Origin of the sequence: Clostridium sp. TW13 (assembly GCF_024345225.1) — a bacterium.
Taxonomy (GTDB): Bacteria; Bacillota; Clostridia; order Clostridiales; family Clostridiaceae; genus Inconstantimicrobium; species Inconstantimicrobium mannanitabidum.
This window is the reverse complement of record NZ_BROD01000001.1, coordinates 2,732,327-2,753,924: the sequence shown is the minus strand read 5'-3', so window position 1 is coordinate 2,753,924 and position 21,598 is coordinate 2,732,327. Positions and strand designations below refer to the sequence as shown.

The 21,598-nt window shown below is 29.9% G+C and carries 15 protein-coding genes; 12 read left to right on the top strand and 3 right to left on the bottom strand.

Translation table 11 applies throughout. The annotated features are described in order from the left end of the window. Positions 1–24: 24 nt before the first annotated feature. From OCU47_RS13175 to OCU47_RS13160, 4 genes are read left to right on the top strand one after another with little or no spacing between them, the layout of a single operon-like run. Positions 25–1,338, top strand: a complete 1,314-nt coding sequence (locus OCU47_RS13175) for an HAD-IIIA family hydrolase (RefSeq protein WP_261829063.1) — start codon at positions 25–27, stop codon at positions 1,336–1,338. Continuing rightward, positions 1,335–1,934: a D-sedoheptulose-7-phosphate isomerase gene (locus OCU47_RS13170; RefSeq protein ID WP_261829062.1), complete on the top strand. Its 600-nt coding sequence runs from the start codon at positions 1,335–1,337 to the stop codon at positions 1,932–1,934. The genes OCU47_RS13175 and OCU47_RS13170 overlap by 4 nt, the downstream gene beginning before the upstream one ends. After that, positions 1,931–3,748: a 4-alpha-glucanotransferase gene (locus OCU47_RS13165; protein WP_261829061.1), complete on the top strand. Its 1,818-nt coding sequence runs from the start codon at positions 1,931–1,933 to the stop codon at positions 3,746–3,748. Before OCU47_RS13170 ends, OCU47_RS13165 begins: the two co-directional genes overlap by 4 nt. 2 nt (positions 3,749–3,750) lie before the next feature. Next, positions 3,751–5,514: a 4-alpha-glucanotransferase gene (locus tag OCU47_RS13160; protein ID WP_261829060.1), complete on the top strand. Its 1,764-nt coding sequence runs from the start codon at positions 3,751–3,753 to the stop codon at positions 5,512–5,514. 49 nt (positions 5,515–5,563) lie between these two features. Here OCU47_RS13160 and OCU47_RS13155 read toward each other — a convergent pair whose 3' ends face one another. Then, the gene (locus OCU47_RS13155; protein ID WP_261829059.1) at positions 5,564–7,834 is read right to left on the bottom strand and encodes a beta-glucosidase family protein; all 2,271 of its coding nucleotides are present in this window, start codon (positions 7,832–7,834) and stop codon (positions 5,564–5,566) included. Between the two features lie 321 nt (positions 7,835–8,155). On the opposite strand from OCU47_RS13155, the gene OCU47_RS13150 reads away from it, so the two are divergent. Together OCU47_RS13150 and OCU47_RS13145 are read left to right on the top strand one after the other, a co-directional pair. Then, positions 8,156–8,746: a TetR/AcrR family transcriptional regulator gene (locus OCU47_RS13150; RefSeq protein ID WP_261829058.1), complete on the top strand. Its 591-nt coding sequence runs from the start codon at positions 8,156–8,158 to the stop codon at positions 8,744–8,746. Between the two features lie 642 nt (positions 8,747–9,388). Beyond that, positions 9,389–10,330, top strand: coding sequence for a carbon-nitrogen hydrolase family protein (locus OCU47_RS13145; RefSeq protein ID WP_261829057.1), 942 nt, complete (start codon positions 9,389–9,391; stop codon positions 10,328–10,330). Between the two features lie 47 nt (positions 10,331–10,377). Here OCU47_RS13145 and OCU47_RS13140 read toward each other — a convergent pair whose 3' ends face one another. Next, positions 10,378–11,712: an aminotransferase-like domain-containing protein gene (locus OCU47_RS13140; RefSeq protein ID WP_261829056.1), complete on the bottom strand. Its 1,335-nt coding sequence runs from the start codon at positions 11,710–11,712 to the stop codon at positions 10,378–10,380. Positions 11,713–11,957: 245 nt separating this feature from the next. Here OCU47_RS13140 and OCU47_RS13135 point away from each other — a divergent pair, with 245 nt between their 5' ends. The 3 genes from OCU47_RS13135 (at position 11,958) to OCU47_RS13125 (ending at position 15,035) form a co-directional block, all read left to right on the top strand. Then, a complete protein-coding gene (locus OCU47_RS13135) occupies positions 11,958–12,254 on the top strand; it encodes a YciI family protein (protein ID WP_261829055.1) in 297 nt (98 codons plus the stop codon). A 17-nt stretch (positions 12,255–12,271) separates the two neighbouring features. Continuing rightward, a complete protein-coding gene (locus tag OCU47_RS13130) occupies positions 12,272–13,204 on the top strand; it encodes a GNAT family N-acetyltransferase (RefSeq protein ID WP_261829054.1) in 933 nt (310 codons plus the stop codon). A 130-nt stretch (positions 13,205–13,334) separates the two neighbouring features. Then, a complete protein-coding gene (locus tag OCU47_RS13125) occupies positions 13,335–15,035 on the top strand; it encodes a GH3 auxin-responsive promoter family protein (RefSeq protein ID WP_261829053.1) in 1,701 nt (566 codons plus the stop codon). A gap of 160 nt (positions 15,036–15,195) precedes the next feature. On the opposite strand, the gene OCU47_RS13120 is transcribed toward OCU47_RS13125, so the two are convergent. Continuing rightward, complete coding sequence (locus OCU47_RS13120) at positions 15,196–16,074, bottom strand: LysR family transcriptional regulator (RefSeq protein WP_261829052.1); 879 nt, start codon at positions 16,072–16,074, stop codon at positions 15,196–15,198. Between the two features lie 330 nt (positions 16,075–16,404). Between OCU47_RS13120 and OCU47_RS13115 the strand changes: the two genes are divergently transcribed. From OCU47_RS13115 to OCU47_RS13105, 3 genes are all read left to right on the top strand, one after another. Next, positions 16,405–17,226 carry a nitroreductase family protein gene (locus OCU47_RS13115; protein ID WP_261829051.1) on the top strand — a complete coding sequence of 274 codons (822 nt, stop codon included), beginning with the start codon at positions 16,405–16,407 and terminating at the stop codon, positions 17,224–17,226. Between the two features lie 178 nt (positions 17,227–17,404). Next, positions 17,405–19,255, top strand: coding sequence for a DL-endopeptidase inhibitor IseA family protein (locus tag OCU47_RS13110; RefSeq protein WP_261829050.1), 1,851 nt, complete (start codon positions 17,405–17,407; stop codon positions 19,253–19,255). A gap of 328 nt (positions 19,256–19,583) precedes the next feature. Further along, positions 19,584–21,557: a methyl-accepting chemotaxis protein gene (locus OCU47_RS13105; protein WP_261829049.1), complete on the top strand. Its 1,974-nt coding sequence runs from the start codon at positions 19,584–19,586 to the stop codon at positions 21,555–21,557. Positions 21,558–21,598: the final 41 nt, after the last annotated feature.

Below are 21,598 nucleotides of genomic sequence, written 5' to 3'. Positions count from 1 at the left end.
TAAGTAATAGAAGGGAGGTACAATATGAAGGCTGTAATTTTAGCAGGGGGAATGGGAACACGGTTAAAAGAATATACAAAGGATATTCCTAAACCTTTAATAACAATAAATGAGAGACCTATCTTGGAATATCAGATTGAAAATTTAAAAAACTATGGAATAAAAGATATTTTAATAATTGTGGGGTATTTAGGATTCAAGATTAAGGAGTATTTTGGTGATGGAAAGAATTTTGGAGTAAATATAGAGTATTTTGAAGAAAATCAACCATTAGGAACTGCGGGAGCCTTATATTATCTTAAGAATACTTTCACAGAAGATTTTATATTAATTTATGGGGATATTATTTTTGATATTGATGTGTACAAGTTTATAGATTTTCATAAAGCTAATGGAGGAATTGGAACATTAATTGTGCATCCTAACAATCATCCTTATGACAGTGATATTTTGATAGTTGATGAAAATCAGTTGGTAAAAGGTATTGCTAAAAAGAATGAAAAGCGAAATTTCTTTTATAATAACTGTGTAAATGCAGGAATATTCATTTTTAAAAAGGATTTGATTGATTATGTGCTTAAGGACAAGAAACAGGATTTGGAGAAGGATGTTGTTCTAAATCTTATTGGAAAAGAAGAAATATATGCTTATAGAACAACAGAATATATAAAAGATATGGGAACACCAGAGAGATATGAACTTGTAAAAAAGCATATGGAGAGTGGTTTTATAAAAAGCAGAAATCTTTCTTCTAAGCAAAAGGCAATTTTTCTTGATAGAGATGGAACAATTAATAAATATGTTGGATTAGTATACAACCCAGATCAGTTAATTATTGAAGATGATGTTATTGAAGCATTAAAGTTATTAAATAGTTCGGAGTATATAAGTATAGTAATAACTAACCAGCCTATAATTGCAAGAAATTTATGTACAATTAATCAGTTGGAAGAGATTCATAGAAAAATGGAAACAATTTTAGGTGAGCAAGGCTGTTATTTGGATGATATATTTTATTGTCCCCACCATCCTGATTCAGGATTTCCTGATGAAAATAAAATATTTAAGATACATTGTGATTGTAGAAAACCTGCTATTGGGTTAATAGAAAAAGCAGTTGGAAAATACAATATAGATTTGTCTAAGTCTTTTTTTATAGGAGATACTACAGTAGATATTCAAACAGGGAAGAATGCAAATTTAAAGACAATTCTTTTGGCCACAGGAGAAGGTGGAAAAGACAATAAATATATGGTTAAACCAGATTTTTACGCTGAAAACTTATCAAAAGCTATAAATAGTATTTTAGAAAATAATTTTGAGGAGGTAATGGTATGAATTTTGTAGATAATATTGATAAATATTTTGAGGAATTAATGCAGGTTATTGATGTTATGGATAGAGAACAAATCAATAATGTTATGAATAAACTTGTAGAGGTAAATGATAGAGGAGGATCAATTTATATTTTCGGGAATGGGGGCAGTGCGGCAACAGCTTCACATTTTGTTGTGGATTTTAATAAAGGAGTGAGTGAAAAGTTATCTAAGAAGTTCAAATTTATATGTTTAAATGATAATATTCCATCATTGACAGCTATATCAAATGATATAGCATATAATGAAGTTTTTAAATTTCAACTTCAAAATTATCTAACAGAAAAAGATATGGTAATAGGTATATCAGGAAGTGGAAATTCAGAAAATGTGGTACAAGCTATACAGTATGCTAATGATAAAGGGGCAGCAACCATAGCTTTAGTTGGATATAATGGTGGTAAATTAAAAAAATGTGCTCAAAACTATATTCATGTGCCAATTGATGATATGCAAAAGGTAGAAGACATTCATATGGTTTTGGATCATATGATGATGACTATATTAAAAGAGTATTTATTAGAAAGATATGGTGTTATAGAGGAACTTGCACTATGAAAAACCTGATAGATTTAGAGATAGAAAATTATTATTCAGAAGAAAAGTGGAGAACTATGGGATCTGAAAAAAGAATGGGGGTTTTAGTTCCTCTATTTAGTATATATTCTACTAGAAGTATGGGAAGCGGAGATTTTGAAGATTTAAAGCTAATAGTTGACTGGTGTGAACGTACAAGTAATAAAATTCTTCAATTAATGCCATTAAATGATTTTCATAATTCCCCATATGCTCCATTTAGCTTCTTTGCATTAGATCCAGTATATATTGCATTAGATAAACTTATAGGAGTACCAGAAGATTTGGTTAGAGATGGCATAGAAGAAATAAAGAGAAACTTTCCTACAGGCAGAGGATATATAGATTATGAGGTTAAGCATGCAAAAATAAATCTTTTGTACAAAGTATATAAACAGATGAATTTAATGGAATTAGAATGCAATGATTTTAAGAAATTTATTGAGGAAAATAAATATTGGATTGAATATTATTGTTTATATACTACATTAAAGTTTGATTATTGCCAAGAAACTTGGGAAGATTGGGATGAGTGCTTTAGAGATAAGGATGAGGAAAGAATAAAACAGTTCTCTAATGAGCATAGCGATAGGATAATGTTTTTCAAGTGGATTCAGTGGCAATTATATGAACAACTTAAAGCTGTAAAGTTATATGCTAATTCGAAGAATGTTCTAGTAATGGGAGATATGTTTTTTATAGTTGGCAGGGATAGTGCAGATGTATGGAATTTAAGAAAGTATTTTAGAATTGATCTTGTGCCTGGATTGCCTCCCGAGCCAATGTGCCCTAAGGGGCAAAGATGGGGAAATCAATCTATGTACAATTGGAAGAATATCATAGATGATGATTATGAATTAATTAAGCAGCGATTCAAATATAATGAGAATTTTTATGATATAGTACGCCTTGATACTGCTGCTTCAGTATTTAGAATGTGGTGTGTTAAAAGGGAAGCTTCACAAGAGGATGAAGGTTTAAATGGCTTTTTTTATCCAGAGGATTCCAGTGTGTGGGAAGAACAAGGAGAAACGTTATTGGAAGTTATTCAACAAAGCACTAGAATGTTAATTTGTGCAGAAAATCTTGCCCCTTTATGCGGTGAATATACTCCGATAATAAGAAAATTGGGCATTCCACCAATATGCTTTCATCGATGGGAAAAAGATTGGGATATAACTCATAATTTTATTTTGCCTCAAGATTATAATCCTCTTACGGTCTTAACTTTATCAAATCATGATACTTCTAATTTTGCTGATTGGTGGGAAAATGAGGCGGGGAGAATAGATACTTCAAGGTTTAGTCAATTATGTCAATATTATAATTTGGATTATGATGAAATGAAAATTCAATTATTTGATAGTGAGCTTTCAAATGATAATAAACTAAGGTGGAAATCTTCTATAGATTCAATGGAAGGTTTGCTAAGCAAATTGCATAAAAATAAGGATGAAGTTGCTGAGTTAGTTAATGATTATAGTAATTATTCATTTGAGAAAGAAAAGTTATGGAATATTATGAATTTGAGTGGTACTATGAGGGAAAGTTGTGATAAAGAAATTATGAAAGCTATTATGAAAACTTTAAAAGACAGTAATGCAGTTTGGTCAATTTCCTCTATAATAGATTATTTATGTTTGTTAGGAATTATAGAGAAAGATTATAATCGATATCGTTTTAATACCCCAGGAACAGTTAGTGGAAAGAATTGGACAATGACATTACCAATAAATATAGAAAGACTTTTTCAGAAAGACTTGTGTGATGAAATAAAGAGAGTTATGGAGGGGTAAAATTGCAGTGTGTACAAGAATTACAAAAAAGTACAGGAGTATTTATCCCTTTGTTTTCAATTTATTCCAAAAGAAGTGTGGGAATAGGGGATTTTGAAGACTTGAAATTGATGATAGATTGGTGTAGTGAGACAGAAAATAATATTTTACAGTTACTACCTATGAATCATAGTTATAATTCCATATATGCACCATTTAGTTTTTTTGCAATAGACCCTGTATATATTGCATTAGATAAATTATTAGGAATTGATGAGAAATTTTTAACTGATGAAATTGAACAGTTAAGAAGAGAATTTCCTGTTGGCACAGGCTATGTAGATTATAGAGTACAAGTTGCTAAGGTAAATTTGTTATATGATGTTTTTAGTAGACAAAGTTCTGTAGAAGATGGAGAATTTTTTCATTTTGTAGAGGAAAATAAACATTGGCTTCATGACTATGCGTTATTTATGGCGTTAAAAGATGAATTCTCATTTAAGAGATGGGAAGAGTGGGAAAAGCCCTATAGAGATCATGATACAATGGAATTAGAGATATTTGAAAAGAAGCATAAAAAATTAATATTGTTTTATAAATGGATGCAATGGCAGCTTTTTGTGCAGTTTAGTGATGTCAAGAAATATGCGGATGCAAAAAATATAAAAATTATGGGAGATTTATTTTATATGGTTGCAAGAGATAGTTCTGACATATGGGCCAATAGAGAATTTTTTATGATGGATTATGTTTCTGGATTGCCACAAGAACCTTCTCATGGGAAAGGGCAGAGATGGGGAGATCAGCCGGTATATAATTGGAATAGGATTATAGAAGACAATTTTAAGTTCTTGAAGCAACGATTAGATTATAATGAGAATTTCTATAATATAATGAGATTAGATCATACACCAAGCTTTTTTAGAGTTTGGTGCATTCATAAAGATGAACCTTGGGAGAATCTTGGAATGAATGGATTTTTCTATCCATCTACCCATAAGGAATGGGAAGAAAGAGGAAGAAAAATACTAAAATTCATTATAGAAAATAGCAATATAAAGTTTTGTGCAGAAAATCTAGGACCTTTTACTACATTCTTTACACCAGTAGTAAGAGAGTTTGGAATACCAATAATTAATTTTCAACGTTGGGAAAAGGATTGGAATAATACTAATGAATATATTAAGCCAGAAGAGTATGATTTTTATACAATGATAGTATTATCAAACCATGATACATCTAATTTTGCTGATTGGTGGGAGAATGAAGCTGGTTCTGTTGAAGAGGAATGGTTTAAATTATATTGTTATTATTTAAAGTTTGATTATAATGAATTAGTTGGTAAGCTATTTGAAAAATCTGAATTGAATTCAAATAGACTTATATGGAAAGAGGATGTAAATTCTGTAGAAGAACTATTAAAGAGAGTTGGGAGGCATCAATGGCAAGTAGAAGGATTAATAAAAGAGTATAATAGTACATTTGGTGAAAAACAAAAAATTCGTAAATTGATTACCTCTGAAGAAGAAGTTACTGAAAAGTGCAATAAAGATTTTGTTGTTAGTATTATGAAAAGTATGATAAACTCAAATGCAGTTTTTTGTATTCATTCTATTATAGATTGGTTGATAGCAATGGGTATAATAAATGAAGAATATAATAAATATAGATTTAATTTGCCAGGAAAATTTGGAGGTAGCAATTGGAGTTTGACTATTCCAATATCATTAGAAGAACTTATGAATGATATTGTTTGTAGAAAAATAAAAGATATAATAAAAAAATAAAAGGTACCCTATAGAGTAGGCATTAAAAAGCCTATCCTATAGGGTATTTTTATCCTTCTGTGTTAGCAAGAGAAATAATATCAGCTAGCATTTTTTCAGTAAAGCTTCCGCGACTTATTACAATCCATTTCTTTATTGGCATATCTTTCAGAAATTCACTAATTGTTTGCTCTAGAGCTTTATCATTACTTAGCAAATTGGCTATAGAAACAAGAAGTGGTCGAATAATATTTTCAGTTTTAGGATTTGAAAGAAAGTCCCTTGCAAAATTCTCTGCTGTATAAGTTATTTTAGGTTGGTAGGAAGATTGAATATAGATATTACCAACTAGACAAATATGTCTAGAGGATGTACCAACTAAAATGCGAACAGGTCCACTTTCTAATTGCCATGTTTTGGTTAGAATATCATAATAGGAAAAATCTCTTGAATTAAGCGTAAAGCTAACACTTTTTTCTTCATTAGGAGCAAGAGGCACTTTTGAGAAGGCTTTTAATTCTTTTATAGGTCTTGGTATAGGACTTTTGCTGTATTGAACATAAAGTTGTGCTACTTCTTTACCAAAGTAAGAACCTGTATTTTTTATGATAAAGCTTATATCCAAAGTGTCATTTTCTTTTAGTACATTTTTACTTAATTCTAAATTGCTATAACAGAAGGAAGTGTAGGATAATCCAAAGCCAAATGGGAATTGAACTTGCATGTTCTTTTTATCATAGTATTTATAACCTACAAAAATATCTTCTCTATAAAACAAGTTGTTATCAGGACTTATATAGTCTAAATAGGTTGGATTGTCAGGTAGTTGTATAGGAAAAGTGCAGGACAGTTTTCCTGATGGATTTACTATGCCAAATAAAATATCTGCAATAGCTCCAGCACCTGCTTGGCCAGGAAGCCAAGCTTCAATAATAGAGTTAGCATATTGATACCAGTTTGAGAAAATAACAGGGGAACCATTATAAATCACAACTATTATATTTTTTTGAACCTTATATATCTCTTTAATTAGCTTAACCTGATTAGCTGGTAAATCAAGATTGGCCCTATCAGCAGTTTCACCATCATATGAATCTGGAGTTCCGAGAAATATTATAGCAACATCTGATTTTGCAGCGCTTTTTTGTGCCTCATTTATGAGTAAATTATCATTTTCAGAGGAACTAGTTAATAAATTATATCCTTTTGAATAATTGATTTTAATTGAATTACCCACTAGTTTTACAATTTCATCATAGCCATTTTCAATTACTGTAGGGGTAACATGTGCACTTCCATTCCCTTGATACCTTGGATTTTTTGCATATTCTCCAATTACAGCTAGTTTATGTTTTCGCAATTTTTCTTTTTTCAGAGGAAGAAGGGAATTTTCATTTTTTAAAAGAACAATACAATCTCTTGCTGCTTCTCTTGCAAATTTATTATGTTCCTCCTTACTATATTGAGCATTAGGCTTTTCAGCATTCTTAACTTTAAATACTATTTTCAATATTCTTTTTACAGCTTCGTTAAGAGTAGCTTCATCTAAATCTCCATTTTTAACAGAATCAATAATTTTTTTCTTACTTATACCATAAGAATAAGGCATTTCTAAATCTAAACCAGCTTTTAAAGAATCTACAATTGAATCTACTCCGTACCAATCAGATAAAACAAACCCATCGAAGTTAAATTTATTTCGTAGTATTTCTGTTAGCAAATATCTACTTTTTACACAGTACTCCCAATTAACTTTGTTATAGGCTGTCATAATGGTATAAGGGTTTGAATTTTTGATTGTTCTTTCGAAATTGTATAAATATATTTCGTTTAAGGGTTGTTCGCTAATTACATTATTAATGTTTTGCCTTAGATATTCAGAATTATTTGCCATGTAATGTTTTAGACAAGCACCTACACCTTGACTTTGTACCCCTTTTACAAAGGCTGATGCCATTTCACTGCTTAATATAGGATCTTCAGAATAGTATTCAAAGTTTCTACCGCCTAGAGGAGAACGCTGAATATTCATTGATGGTGCAAAAAGGATATTTACATTTTCTACTTGACATTCTTCTCCAATAGCTTTTCCAATATTATGAATGAGGTTTATATCCCAAGAAGATGACATGGCGCAAGAAACAGGAAAGCATGTAGAAGGAACCGGGTCACTAAAACCAGATAATCTTTTTACAACTCCATAAGGGCCATCTGTCATAGTTATTGATGGTATTCCAAGTCTTTCTATAGCTTCAGTTTGCCACATATTTTTCTCACTGCCTGAGCAGAGAGAGGCTTTTTCGTCTAGTGTTAATTGATTGACTAAATTATCTATATCCATTAAAAATTCACCTAATATTGTTTAACATTATATTCTATACAAATAATGCTGTATTATGTTACTTTTATCGAGAACTGCATGCATTATACCTAATGATAACCTTATCATTAGGTAGTCAGAGAGGAAATTCTATGAAAGCAACAGGGAACAAGTTGACGTTTAAACATATAGGATTATTTGCCTAGTGTCTAATTGTATTTTGAAATTTTAAAAATAGTGATAAAAATAATTAAAAAGTATTGCAATAATAGACAGAACGGTCTATTATTATCTTATGAAGTTAATTAAGATATATATAGATTGCAAAGGTGGAATTGTTGTATGGGCAAAAATACAAAGGGAGAGCAAACAAAAAACAAAATAATTGAATGTGCGGCAGATCTATTTTTTAAGAATGGATATAATGCCACTGGAATAAATGATATTTTGAAAATTACAGGACTTCCAAAAGGATCGTTTTATTTTCATTTTGCAAGTAAAAAGGAGCTAGCAATTCAAGTGGATTTATATTTTGAAAAGCAGCTAGCTACTTGGATTTTAAGTACAGCAAAAGGACGTAATTGGGAAGAATTTATAATAGCTTTAGTTGAAGATATGATTAGTGGAGCAAATCAAGGTACTTATTTTGGATGTCCACTAACAACATTAGGACAGGAACTTGCATTTGTTGAACCAGATATAGCTAAATATTATAATGATTCGTTGAAAAAAATACTTTATGTTTTTAACTCTGTATTAGAACGTTCTGGAATTCCAAAGGAAAAAATAAGTGTACTTGCAAATAGAGTATTTGTTATGTATGAAGGATACTTAGTTTGTTTTAGAATTAGTAAAGATACAAAAGTGCTTGAAGCTATGAGAGATGAGCTGATAATGGTGTATAAAAGCCATTTAGAGTCGGATTGTAAATGAATTTGATATTATAGGAAGAAAGTTTAATGAGTTTATTGTAATAGAAGTAGGCTTAAGCAAGGAAGGTGATGTAAAATTTCTAAATTCTTATACATAGGCTATAGATTATTATAATCTGTAGTCTGTATAGAACTGTTCCACAATAATGTTGGTGGACAAGTTACAAAAATTCGACATTTTTCTACCAACATTTAAGTGGAATACTTCTATATGAACATTTATTTTAATCATTTATAGATGTGGATATATAGCTATCTGCTATTAATAATAATATTATTAAGTGAAACTTAATTCAGGTGTTGTGGACCACCATCTGAATCTTAGTTGAACGTACACCCTCAAGTGGTACCTCGTCCAGGAGCGTGCCGCCGTTATCTTCAACTTGAGCAAATAAGTGAAGGTCCCAATCTATGATTTGATGATGGTCGCTTACTCTATGAGTACTCATCTGACTTTAGGAAGAGGAGTTTCATATAAGGCATCTTGATAAAATAAATAAGTCCATATGCTATTTATTTTGAGATGCTTAAAGTTGGAGTGTGATGGATGCTAACTATGGGATAAACTTTAAAAATATAATTAATCAAAAATAGGATAAATAGACAGACTAGTCTGTTATAAAATATAAGGAGGAATTTTATTATGAAAATTAAAATTGCAGCAGTGCACATGAATTGTATCTTAGGTGACGTAGATGCCAATATGGATAACGCCAAGAAAATAGTAGAGGAGGCAGTTAATAATGGAGCTGAATTAGTACTATTTCCTGAGTTCTTTACTTCAGGGTTTGCCTTTAATCCTAAAATTTTAGATGTAGTGGTAAAGTATGAAGATCCTCAAATTAAACTTAGCAAGTGGGCCAAAGAATATAATGTAATTATAGGAGGCTCCTATTTGAAATACAATGGAGAGGATACTTTAAATACCTTTAGTTTAACTTTTCCTAATGGTCAAGTATTTACCCACAGTAAGGATATACCAACTATTTATGAGCATTTTTGTTATAATGACGGAGATGAAAATAATGTGTTAGAAACACCTATTGGCAATATTGGAGTGGCCTTATGCTGGGAACAAATTAGATATAATACAGTAAGAAGGATGGCGGGGAAAGTTGACTTAGTGTTAGCAGGTTCATGTTGGTGGGGGTTCTGTGGGGATGATCCCAAGGGATTTGAAGAACTATCAGAGTTTCACCAAGAACTAGCAGTAAATGCGCCTATTGATATGGCAAAATTATTGCATGTACCCGTTATTCATGCTAGCTATAATGCTTCCTTTGAAGGATTTAATTTTCCTAAAGGAGACAAGCAACAAACTCGTACTATTATGGGAGCAACTCAGGTTATAGACGAAAATGCACAGGTTATCTGTAGAAGATTATATAATGAACCAGCAGAAATTATTTATTCAGAGGTACAATATAATACAGAGCCTAAAGAAGTAACTTCTATAGAAGCAAACAAGTATTGGATTCCAGAACTACCAGAATTATATTTACTATGCTGGGATAAAATTAATCCTTACTGTGAAAAGTATTATGAACAGATAGCAAAACCATACTATAAAAAATATTGTAAGTAAAATTGAGTCATAAGTACTTTAATATTTTTAAAGTACTTATGACTCAATTAATACCAATTCTGAATTATTTTAAATATATCACTCATTCCTTTATTGATTTCATCTATTCCAGAGCAGCCAACACTTATTTTTATAATATCATTGCTAAAGAAATCATTGAGATAATCATCTTTTAAATCCTTAATATAAATATATTTCTTGTTACATTCTCTAATTAATAAGTTTATATTGACTCCTTTCAGAAATTCAATGTAACCATAAAATCCTGTCTCTGGTATGTGACAGTCAATATTGTTTATGTGGGATTCAGAACATATTTTTTTAACTTCATTCATTCTCTCAGAATAGGTTTGTTTTAATAATTTTCTATTTGCTTTGAACATACCACTTTTAATGTAAATTTCTAAAGCTCCTTGAGACAAGACAGAAGTGTTTAAGTCCATCCATCTCTTATAATCTTCAAAAGTATTTCTCAAAATCTTAGGAAGCACAACTGCAGCAATTCTAAGACCAGGTAGAAGTATTTTAGAAAAACTTTTTATATATGCAACTCTAGAGGAAATATCATGATAGTACATAGGATAGGAGTTATTTCTATATTCCAAATCAGCAAGATAATCATCTTCAATTATATAAACATCATATTTTTCAGCTAACCTAATAATTTGTTTTTTCTCATCATTGGTATAGCTAAGACCTAGAGGATTGCTGAATCTTGGTATTGTATAAAAACATTTTATATTATCATTTGCAAATTTTCTTTCAAGTTCTTCAAAATCCAATCCATTAGATTTTCTTTCAATACCAATAACAGGAGTTTTATTTATAGCAAGTGCCTTTAAAGCTCCTTTATATGTTGGTTGCTCAACGAGCACATTGCTCTTACCATTAGGAAAAGGCATGCTGCAAAGTATGTTTATTGCTTGTTGTGATCCTGAAGTTATAAAAATATCATCAGAAGAACAAAATATTTGATAATCTTGAAAATGTGTTTTTAGTGTATTGATAAGTTCAGGAAGTCCTTTGGCATCAGAATAATTGAAAAGAGTACCCTTATATATGTCAATAGCTTGATTTAAGCAGTGTTGAAAGTCTTCATATGGCAATATACTTTCGTCTGGGGAGCCAGCTGCAAAGTTAATTATTTTATTAGCTTTTTTGCTATGCATTTCTTTTTTATCCACTAAGTAGTAGCCACTTTGTGGGATTGAATAGACAATGTGTTCTTTTTGAAGTTTGTCATAAGCATGCACAACAGTTTGCTTGCTACAGTTGAATTTTTCTGATAAATCTCTAATTGTAGGCATTTTTTCGTTGAACTTAATATTATTACTGTCTATCTCATCAATAATATAATCTACTATATCCTTGTATTTACTCATTATTCACCTCTTGTACTAGTACAATTTATCATTTCACATGTTGAATACGTATCTTTACTAATTTACACTTTAATTGTACCACAATTTTATTTGAGGCATTTGAAAATAAATAACAATTCCAAATATGCAATGGATATTTTGGGTTAAGCTAGATAACAGATTCAGCAACGACCTATCTAAGGTTCTGTTGAGTCAGTATAAAGCATATGCCTATTTGCTTTCAGATGTTTTAGGAGGAGAATACTATGTTTATAGTAATTTTAAGATACAAGAAATTGATTGATGAAGTTAATAACAATCTGGAGGATCATATAAAGTTTCTCGAAAAATATTATAATCTGAATATATTTTTGTGTTCTGGGAGACAGGAACCCAGAGTAGGCGGAATAATATTATGTAATGCTAAAGATAGGACGGAAATAAATACAATAATTAAGGAAGATCCTTTTTATAAGAATGAAATTGCAGAATATGAGATTATCGAATTTATTCCAACTAAGTATGCAGAAGAGTTTGAGAAGTTTGTTCAAAATATAGAATGAAAGTAGGGGGATTTAATATGATAAGAGCTATGGAGTATAAAGACATTGATGCAATAAGAAAAATAGATAAGTTATGCTTTAAGGATGACTTTAGCAGGAGAACAGAAGGGATAGAAGGATATATTGAATCAAGTGATAATTCAAGCATAGTCTATGAAATAGATGGGAAAGTAGTAGGATTCAATTTCATACACATTTGGGGTTCTTTTGGGTGGTTTGGACCTTTTGGAGTTGATCCTAAATATCAAAGTCAGGGCATTGGAAAAACTATGATTAAGCATACTATAAAAATTTTAAAGGAGGAGTATAAAGTATCTACTATAGGGCTTAATACAATGCCAGAGTCCCAGTATAATGTTGGATTTTATATGAGTCTTGGATTTACTCCTCATAAGCTATCACTGAAATTACAAAAACAACTTGATTTCAAAGAAAAATTTGCAGGTAATTCTGATTATGAAGTTGAAGAAGTTAATATTTCTGATGAATCAGAGTATATAAATATTAAGAATGATTTAAAGAATTTATCATGTAATATACTTAATGATTTTGATTTGACTTCTGAGCTGTATATGATTAAGTATAAAAACTTTGGAACTGCATTTAAATTAAAAGTTAATACAAAAGTAGAAGGAATTCTTATTTGTTATACAAAATTCATAAGAGAATTTGATTTGAAATGCATTCAAATTAAGGTAGCAGCTATAGATAAAAACTTAGATTATAAAAAAGCAATAGACTCTATGATAGATGCCTGTACAAAGTATGCTGAAAAAATAGGGTATAACAGTATTTCCATAGATTGCAATACTTATAATGAAGAAATATGCAATTACTTAATTTCACAGCATAAATTTAAAATACAAAAGACGCAAGTTATGATGTTAATGGGTGGAGATAATCCTTTTATAAATGATAAGATACATCTTCTCACTAGATTAGCTGGTTGAAATATTAAATTGTTAATCTTATTTGGTATTTTAAGATTAAAAGACTAGATTATTATTACTACTATTCTTTGACATAGCGTATATTTATATAATCATATCCTAACTTTTCTCATATACTAGATTTAGAGAAATGCTTAAGGAGAGTCTTATTACGAGTATAGTAAGCAAGATGCTTTATAAAGTTTCTATAGATGGCGGTGCTTTGGTAAAGCGAAAATTTAATAAGAGCACTGAAAACTGTAGAAAGGTCAATGAGGAAGTTTTATATAAAATTTTAAAGAAAAATAGTAGAAGTGAGTTCGGCAAAAAGTTTAATTTTCAAAATATTAGCTCTGTGCAAGATTATAAAAATGAGGTTCCATTAACTGAATACTCTTATTATGAAGAAGATATACAAAGGATGGCAAATGGAGAAAAGAATATTTTAATTTGTGAGGATGTAGAATATTTTGGGCATACATCTGGAACCACAGGCAAGCAAAAGTTAATTCCATCAACTAAAAGTAGCAGGAAGAATGCTTCGAAATATATGGCGTTACTGACCAATAAATTTTCTTATGATAACTTTAAGGAAAAGTGGAATTATGGCAAAGGTTTGATGATAGCAGATATAGTGATGACAACCTACACAAAAGGTGGAATTCCAATTTGTTCAGCTACTTCTGGAGGGATGAAGGGCATAAAACATATATTGCCTTATTTATACACTTCACCTATAGAAGTTATGACGATTAAAGATAAGGAGTCCGCCCTCTATCTTCATTTATTATTTGGATTATTAGAAGTGAAACTTTTATATATTAGTGGGGTTTTTATTTCAAATGTTCTAGATTTGTTTAGGGTTTTGGAGAGTAGGCATAAGGATTTAGTTCTTGATATAAGAAAAGGAAGAATAAATAGAAATTTGAATATAGATGAAGGAACTAGAATTTCATTAAATAAATTACTTACTCCTAATGCAAGTAGAGCTGATAAATTAGAAGAAGAATTTAAGAAAGGATTTAAAGGGATAAGCAGTAGAATATGGCCTAATTTATTATATATTGCAACAGTAGCAGGAGCAAACTTTTCTATATATGACGATAAGGTAAATTACTATACTGATTCACTACCTATTTATTCACCGGCTTATGCAGCTACAGAAGCAATGATTGGAATTAATCCTGATGCTTATAAGATTAAGTATGTTATTATTCCAAACACTGTTTTTTATGAATTTATTCCTATATCAGAAGGGGGAACAGGAAAGAATACACTTCTTATAGATGAATTAAAGGTAGGAGAAAAATATGAAATAGTAGTGACTAATTATGCTGGATTATATAGATATAAAATTGGTGATGTTATAAAAGTAGTTGGTTTTTATAATAATTGTCCTGAAATTGAATTCTTATATAGAAAAAATCAAGTTTTAAATATGGCAGCTGAGAAAACAAATGAGGAACATTTAACAAGTGCAATAAGAAGTACAGTAAAAAAACTTGATTTAAGCTTAGTTGATTACACCACAATGCCAGATAATTCAGTTACGCCGGGAAGATATATTTTTTATTTTGAATTTAAAGATAATGCTTTAAGAATTAATATTAATTTATTAGAGGCAACTTTAGATAGTGAACTTAGAAAATCAAATTTAGCTTTTGATAGAGCTAGAAACAATAAAAGATTAGGTAGGGTAAAGGTAATACTTTTAGCTCCTAATACTTTTAATTTAATAAAGGAACAGTTATTTAGTCAGGGAATCTCTAAAAATCAAATTAAGATTCCCAGGGTAGTTACTAATAACAAAACTATATTAGATATTATTAATGAAAATAGAATAAAAATATAAACTTGATATAACTAGAAGAGTCTTATAATGATTTTTTCAATCATTATAAGACTCTTCTAGTTATAGAGCGTTATTATATTATATTCTTATAACAAGAAGGTAGAAAAATTTAATTTATAAAGGTAAGTTTTCTGGTATTTAATTAATTGCTTTATTGATACTAAGAAATTGATGATATTATATAATCTTTAAACTTCTTAGCTATAGTGGACATATATGAATTTTTAAGCCATCCCATGTAAATTGTTTTATATCCAATGTCTTCTTTTATTTTTATAACTGAAAGTGCATTAGTATTAATTAGTGGAGTATTAGGGACAATAGTAATACCGGCACCTGCGGCTACCAATCCACTAAGCATATTAGCTTGGTTAGGCTCTACAGAGATTTGAGTAGTATAGTCTAAGAATTCCTTATAGGAAAGCATTTTATCCTTGTTGCCTTCGTTAAAAACTATAAAGGTCTCTCCTTTTAGATCTTTTAAGGACACTTCTGTTTCATTTGCAATAGGATGTTTTTTGGGAACAATGAGTACGTACTCTTGCTTTTTTACTGCAATTGATTCAATTTCTGGGAAGTTATGTGCCTCAGATACATCATCATAAAAGCCTAAATGTATTTTGCCATTTTTTAAATCTCTTAAAATTTCAGAATTTGATTGGTTATTAAATTGAAATTTTGTGTTAGGAAAGTTATTTGAAAAATCACTTATTATAAATGGTATGAAATAAGCACCAATACAAAATGTAAAGGCAATAGAAATAGTGCTATTATCTGGATGTAGCATATCTTGTATTTCAATAATTCCTTTTTCAATTTCTGATAGAGCTATTTCAGCATGTCTCAGAAACACTTCTCCAAAAGGTGTAAGTGTAACATTACGCCCATTTCGTTCAAATAAAGGAACATTTAATTCTTCCTCTAGTTTAGATATTGCTTTACTTAATGCAGGCTGAGTTACAGAGGCGGCAGAAGCAGCAGTTGTAAAGTTTTCTGTTTCAGCTATTTTTTTAAGATATTCTAATTGTTGTAGATTCATAAATAATCTCCTTATCAAGTGAAACTTGATTCAGGTGGGGTGTATCCCCATCTGAATCTTAGTTGAACTTATCCAGGAGCGTGCAGCCGTTATCTCCAACTTAAAGAAGTTGGAGTGTTACGGATGCTTGCTATCGGATAAAGTGATTTTTTTCTTGGCGTTTTCATAACTTTTAGTTATAGTTGTGTGAAAAATATTAATTGGACACAATTTAATATTTAGTGATATAATCAACATCAATGAGTAAAAAGATCTATATATAAATAAAATAATTATAAATTTTATTTATATGAATGTCAAAATATATATGTGCGAGGAGTAGAGTTTTGTATGATGAAAGTAGATGTAAATAAGTGCGTTGGATGTGCACAATGTGTAAAGGACTGTTTTTTAAATGCTATAGAAATTAAAGAGGGAAAGGCTGAGATAGATAATCAAAGATGCTTTAAATGTGGGCATTGTATTGCTGTTTGCCCTAAGAATGCAGTATCAACTGATGAGTACAACATGGAAGAGGTAAAAGAATATAATAAAGAGAATTTTGCAGTTGAAGCTGATAATTTACTTAACTTTATTAAATTTAGAAGAACTACAAGACAGTTTAAAAATAAAGAAGTAGAAACAGAAAAAATAGCTAGTATTATTGAAGCTGGTAGATTTACTCAAACTGGTAGTAATATGCAAGATGTTTCCTATACAGTAGTAATGGAAGGATTAGATGAACTAAAGGAACTGACTTTAGAGAGTTTAAAGAATATTGGAGAAACTATGTTGGCCAATTTGACTCCAGAAACTATGGTATATAAGAGATATGCTGAGATGTGGATTGCTATGTATGAGGAGTATAAAAAGAATCCTAAGGAAAATGACAAGTTATTCTTTAATGCTCCAGCAATTATTGTAGTAACAGCTAATTCTCAAGTTAATGGTGCTTTAGCATCTTCAAATATGGAACTTATGACAAATGCAGTAGGTCTTGGAACTTTCTTTAGTGGGTTCTTTGTAAGAGCAGCACAAGGCAATAAAAAGATAATGGATTTTATAGGCGTAGAAGAAGGAAAAGAAATAGTAACATGTATGGTAATAGGATATCCAGATGTAAGGTATTTTAGAACTGTACCAAGAAAAGAAGCAAACGTAAACTGGAAGTAATAAATGTGAAAAATTTTAAAGACAATGAGTACCTAGCAGATACTTATTGTCTTTATTTTATGGGGAGATTTAATTGAAAGATAAATTTGATTGTAATTAAAATTATAACTATGGTAGAATGAGATGAAAAATGTAGAAAAATAGGTGCGTAAGAACTAAACAAAGGGGGAAATAACAAATGAAAAAAATCATAATAATTACATTGTCTATCTTAATTTTATTAGGTGCTGGTTATGTAGGTTATACAAAGTACGTAGATTACCAAATCAATCAGGGAATTAAAGAAATAGTAAATGTGCAAGATAAACAAGAAGAGAAGAAAGTGATCAATGCTTATAGAAGTTTGTTGGTTAAATATAATAACAACAGTAAAATTTATTCGTCATTAAGCAGTTACTATTTAAGTAAAGACAGATTAGATAAGGCTGTAGAAGTCTTATATTTAGGCTTAGATACTAATAAGGATAACAAATCATTGATTGAAATGTTAAAGCAAACATTAAAAAATGCATCATTACAAGATGGATATTTAAGGGTTGATAAAGGCAGTTCAATTACTCAGAATAGTACAATTCCTGTAAAAATTAATAGGGGAAGCAACATATCATTAAAGTTAGATATGAATAACAATAAGGTTAATACTTCAGAGGTAGGTTATAAAGAGGTACAAGCTAAAGAAAAATATACAGGTATCAATGTAAATGTAGGTATAGAAGTTTTAGAAGCTGCAGGAAACACTATGGGAAACAATTTACTTGGTGGTGATATGGCTTATAAAAATGGATGGATATATTATAGAGATCCAAGTAGCAAGGCATTATATAAAATGAAGGAAGATTTAAGCAATAAGACACAATTGGATGGAAGTGTAGAGGCAAGATACATAAATATTATAGGAAATAATATATTCTTTATTGATAGTAAAAGTGAACAATACGGTTCCTTAGTCAAGACAGATTTAAATGGACAAAATAAAGAAATTATAAGAAAGAATACTAACTATGTATATATAGTTGGAGAATATATATATTATGCTGAAGTTACAGGTGAACATAATGGATTTGATTTAGTTTGTTTAAATAAAATGAATTTTAAATATGAAGATATTGAAAAAACTATTGGAACAAGCATGGGCACAATTGGAGTAATCAATGATAAATATATTTGTAGCAGTAATAGATATGGTAGTTTTATATCATTACAAAAAAGTAAGCCTACCTGGGGAGATGCTAATAATTATAAATATTTTGGTTCAGCAGAAGTTTACAAGGGTGAGATATATGGTAACATATCTGCAGCTAAAATAGAGAAGAACGGTTTTGGAAAATTAGATATCCAGAATAATACACAAAATGTAACTATAGAAGATGTGAACAGCTTTAATTGTATTGGTAAAGATGTCTATTATATTACTGAAGATGGTATATTTACAGCTTCAGTTGATGGGCTTAATCCAGTTAAATTAATGGATATTGATGGTGAACCTAGTGATACATCTTTATATAATTTAGGTAATAAAATGTATGTGTATTCAAGTGAAATAAAACTAGTAGAGAAAAATCAGGAAAAGGCTGCTCAACAGGATATTCCTGATATAAAAAATGAGGATATAATAACTCTTTGTAATAATGCTAATAAGTTAATTTTAGATTTAAGTGATAAAAGAAATTCAGATCAGTTCAAATATAATAACTTTTCTTATGCAGGTTTAAATGAGCCATACTCAAGTAAAGAGAAAATAAGAACAGCATTTTCTCTTTACTTTACAAAACAATATATGGATAAGTTTATGGGGGGAGACGGTTTTATTGAGCGAAATGGAAAGTTATATATTATAGTTGGTGATTCAGGAATAGGAGCAAGCTACACTTATACTTCTATAAAAACTAGGCAAAATAAGGGGAATACTATCCATGCTACAGCCTATGCTAAATATTTATTTGATGACTCATCAGCAGATGATGGAGATATAAAACTCAAGCTAGAAGATGGCAAGTGGAAAATAAATAGTTTTCATGGTCCATATTAAATATAATTTATATAAAAGAGGCTGCAATGCAGCCTCTTTGTTTCCGTTAAAAAGCATTGTCTTATTTGAAAATAAGATTTTTCTGGTTTGGAGATTAAAAATATAAATTGCATAATAAATATATTAAGAAAAAATTGATTTATGTCTAGATAGGGGAGATTTTTAACTATTTTCAATAATGTGGCTATAATTATTATCGAATTGAAGTGAGAAAATGAATTTTATTGGGGAAAAATAGACAAATAAGGCAAAAAAACAAATTGGAAAAAGCAAATAATGTCGTATAATAGAAAAGACAATTATTATAATATGTTATACGAGGTGAAACATGAAAAAAAACTTAAGTTTAAAAAACAATTTATTGATAGTGATTCTAACTTTAGCTATAATTCCAGTTGTTATTTTAGGAATCACATCAACAGCTATGTTCAGTAGGAACACGAATGAAGATTTTAATAGTAATGGAACATCACTAATAAATATAGCGGAAAATATGATAGAAGAAGAAATCTCAGCTTATGAGAATTCATTAGACACAATAATATCAAAGAGTGATTTTACTAATATACAAAAGTTAAGACAAGATATGAGTTTATTAAAAAGTAATGATACTAGCATATTAAATATTTATTATGCAGATCAAGCGTCTGGAGGTATGATTCAAGTTCTTGATGATAAATTACCAGATGGATACGATCCTAGAGTAAAGTCATGGTATAAAGAATCTGTAGCAAGTGGAGGTAATTTCACTATACATAGTCCATATAAAGATATACTTACAGGAAAATATGCTATTACTATATATAAACCTGTTATGAAAAACAATAGTGCCATAGGAGTTATATGCATCGATATTGATTTAAGTCAATTATCTAATAGATTATCAAGTATAAGATATGGAAAAACCGGAGAGTTAATTATTACAGATAAAACTGGTTTGGTAGTGTCAAATAGTGATAGAAGTAAAATTGGAGGACAGGAACCTACAAAGTATGCTACTTGGAAGGATATATCAGCTGGTAATAGTGGGACATTAAAATTTAATTATGGTGGAACAAAATATGAAGGAAGCTTTTCCACATCTGACAAAACAGGTTGGAAAGTAATTCTTAAAGTCAATTCTTCAGAGTTGCGACAAAATGAAGTACAAGAAATGATAATAACAATAGTATTAATAATAGCCTTGACAATTGTTGCATTATTAATATCAATTAAATTTTCAAAGAGTATAGGTATTAGCATTAATAAGCTAAAAGATGGAATAGAAAAGGCTGCTATGGGAGAATTTAATTCTGATATTAATATTAAAAGTAATATAAAAGAATTTATAGTTTTAGGACAAAGCTTTACAAAAATGAAAAATAACGTTTCAAAGCTTATGTTACATGTAGATGAATCAGTTATAAAAGTAAATGATAATGCTGAAAATTCAGCTAGAACAAGTGAGGATATATCTTCAGTTATGGGACAAGTTTCTAAAACAATAACTGAAATATCATCAGGAACAATGCAGTCAGCTAATAGTTTAGAATATATATCAGGGGATATGCATTCATTATCAAACTCCATGGATAACATAAAGCTTGGAGTAGAAAATGTTAATAATATGGCTAAGAAAACTAATGACCTAGGATCTAAAGGGCTAGAGGTTGTTCATACAGTTATGAATAAATCAAATGCAACTAAAAATAATACTGAAGAAGTTAGAAAAGTAGTAGATGAGGTTTCAGAAAGCATCGTAAAGATTGAAGGAATAAACCAAACAATCAGTTCAATTACTGAACAAACCAATCTTTTAGCATTAAATGCAGCAATAGAGGCTGCAAGGGCTGGAGAAGCAGGTAGAGGATTTGCTGTGGTTTCAGATCAAATAAGAAAGTTAGCAGAAGAGACAGCAGAATCAGCAAAACAAATTGATGAGATAATAAAGGAAATAAATGAAAAAGCTAAACTAGCAGTTTCAAAAGTACATAGCACAACAGAATGTGTTAATTTACAAGAAGAAGCTGTAGTAGAATCACAAGAGATATTTACAGAAATAGTTTCAGCTGTAGGAACATTAAGTACCAAAGTTTACGAGATAGCAGAAGGCGTTGAATCAATAAATAGTATGAAGGATAATGTTGTTAATCAAGTTGAGAATCTTTCATCATTATTAGAAGAAACTGCGGCAGGTACAGAGGAAGTAACAGCTTCAGTTGAAGAAGTAGCAGCATCAACTGATGAGTTTATGAGTAATTTTGGTGAATTAAGGGATACAGCAAATATTCTTAAAGAGCAAGTTTCACAATTTAAATTTTAATAGTTGTGAAGTAGGGTGAGAATCTATAAAGATTCTTGCCC

Coding starts and splice junctions, on each gene's coding strand:
- OCU47_RS13175 (WP_261829063.1), top strand. CDS start 25: ATGAAGGCTGTAATTTTAGCAGGGGGAATGGGAACACGGTTAAAAGAA.
- OCU47_RS13170 (WP_261829062.1), top strand. CDS start 1,335: ATGAATTTTGTAGATAATATTGATAAATATTTTGAGGAATTAATGCAG.
- OCU47_RS13165 (WP_261829061.1), top strand. CDS start 1,931: ATGAAAAACCTGATAGATTTAGAGATAGAAAATTATTATTCAGAAGAA.
- OCU47_RS13155 (WP_261829059.1), bottom strand. CDS start 7,834: ATGGATATAGATAATTTAGTCAATCAATTAACACTAGACGAAAAAGCC.
- OCU47_RS13150 (WP_261829058.1), top strand. CDS start 8,156: ATGGGCAAAAATACAAAGGGAGAGCAAACAAAAAACAAAATAATTGAA.
- OCU47_RS13145 (WP_261829057.1), top strand. CDS start 9,389: ATGAAAATTAAAATTGCAGCAGTGCACATGAATTGTATCTTAGGTGAC.
- OCU47_RS13140 (WP_261829056.1), bottom strand. CDS start 11,712: ATGAGTAAATACAAGGATATAGTAGATTATATTATTGATGAGATAGAC.
- OCU47_RS13135 (WP_261829055.1), top strand. CDS start 11,958: ATGTTTATAGTAATTTTAAGATACAAGAAATTGATTGATGAAGTTAAT.
- OCU47_RS13130 (WP_261829054.1), top strand. CDS start 12,272: ATGATAAGAGCTATGGAGTATAAAGACATTGATGCAATAAGAAAAATA.
- OCU47_RS13125 (WP_261829053.1), top strand. CDS start 13,335: ATGCTTAAGGAGAGTCTTATTACGAGTATAGTAAGCAAGATGCTTTAT.
- OCU47_RS13120 (WP_261829052.1), bottom strand. CDS start 16,074: ATGAATCTACAACAATTAGAATATCTTAAAAAAATAGCTGAAACAGAA.
- OCU47_RS13115 (WP_261829051.1), top strand. CDS start 16,405: ATGATGAAAGTAGATGTAAATAAGTGCGTTGGATGTGCACAATGTGTA.
- OCU47_RS13110 (WP_261829050.1), top strand. CDS start 17,405: ATGAAAAAAATCATAATAATTACATTGTCTATCTTAATTTTATTAGGT.
- OCU47_RS13105 (WP_261829049.1), top strand. CDS start 19,584: ATGAAAAAAAACTTAAGTTTAAAAAACAATTTATTGATAGTGATTCTA.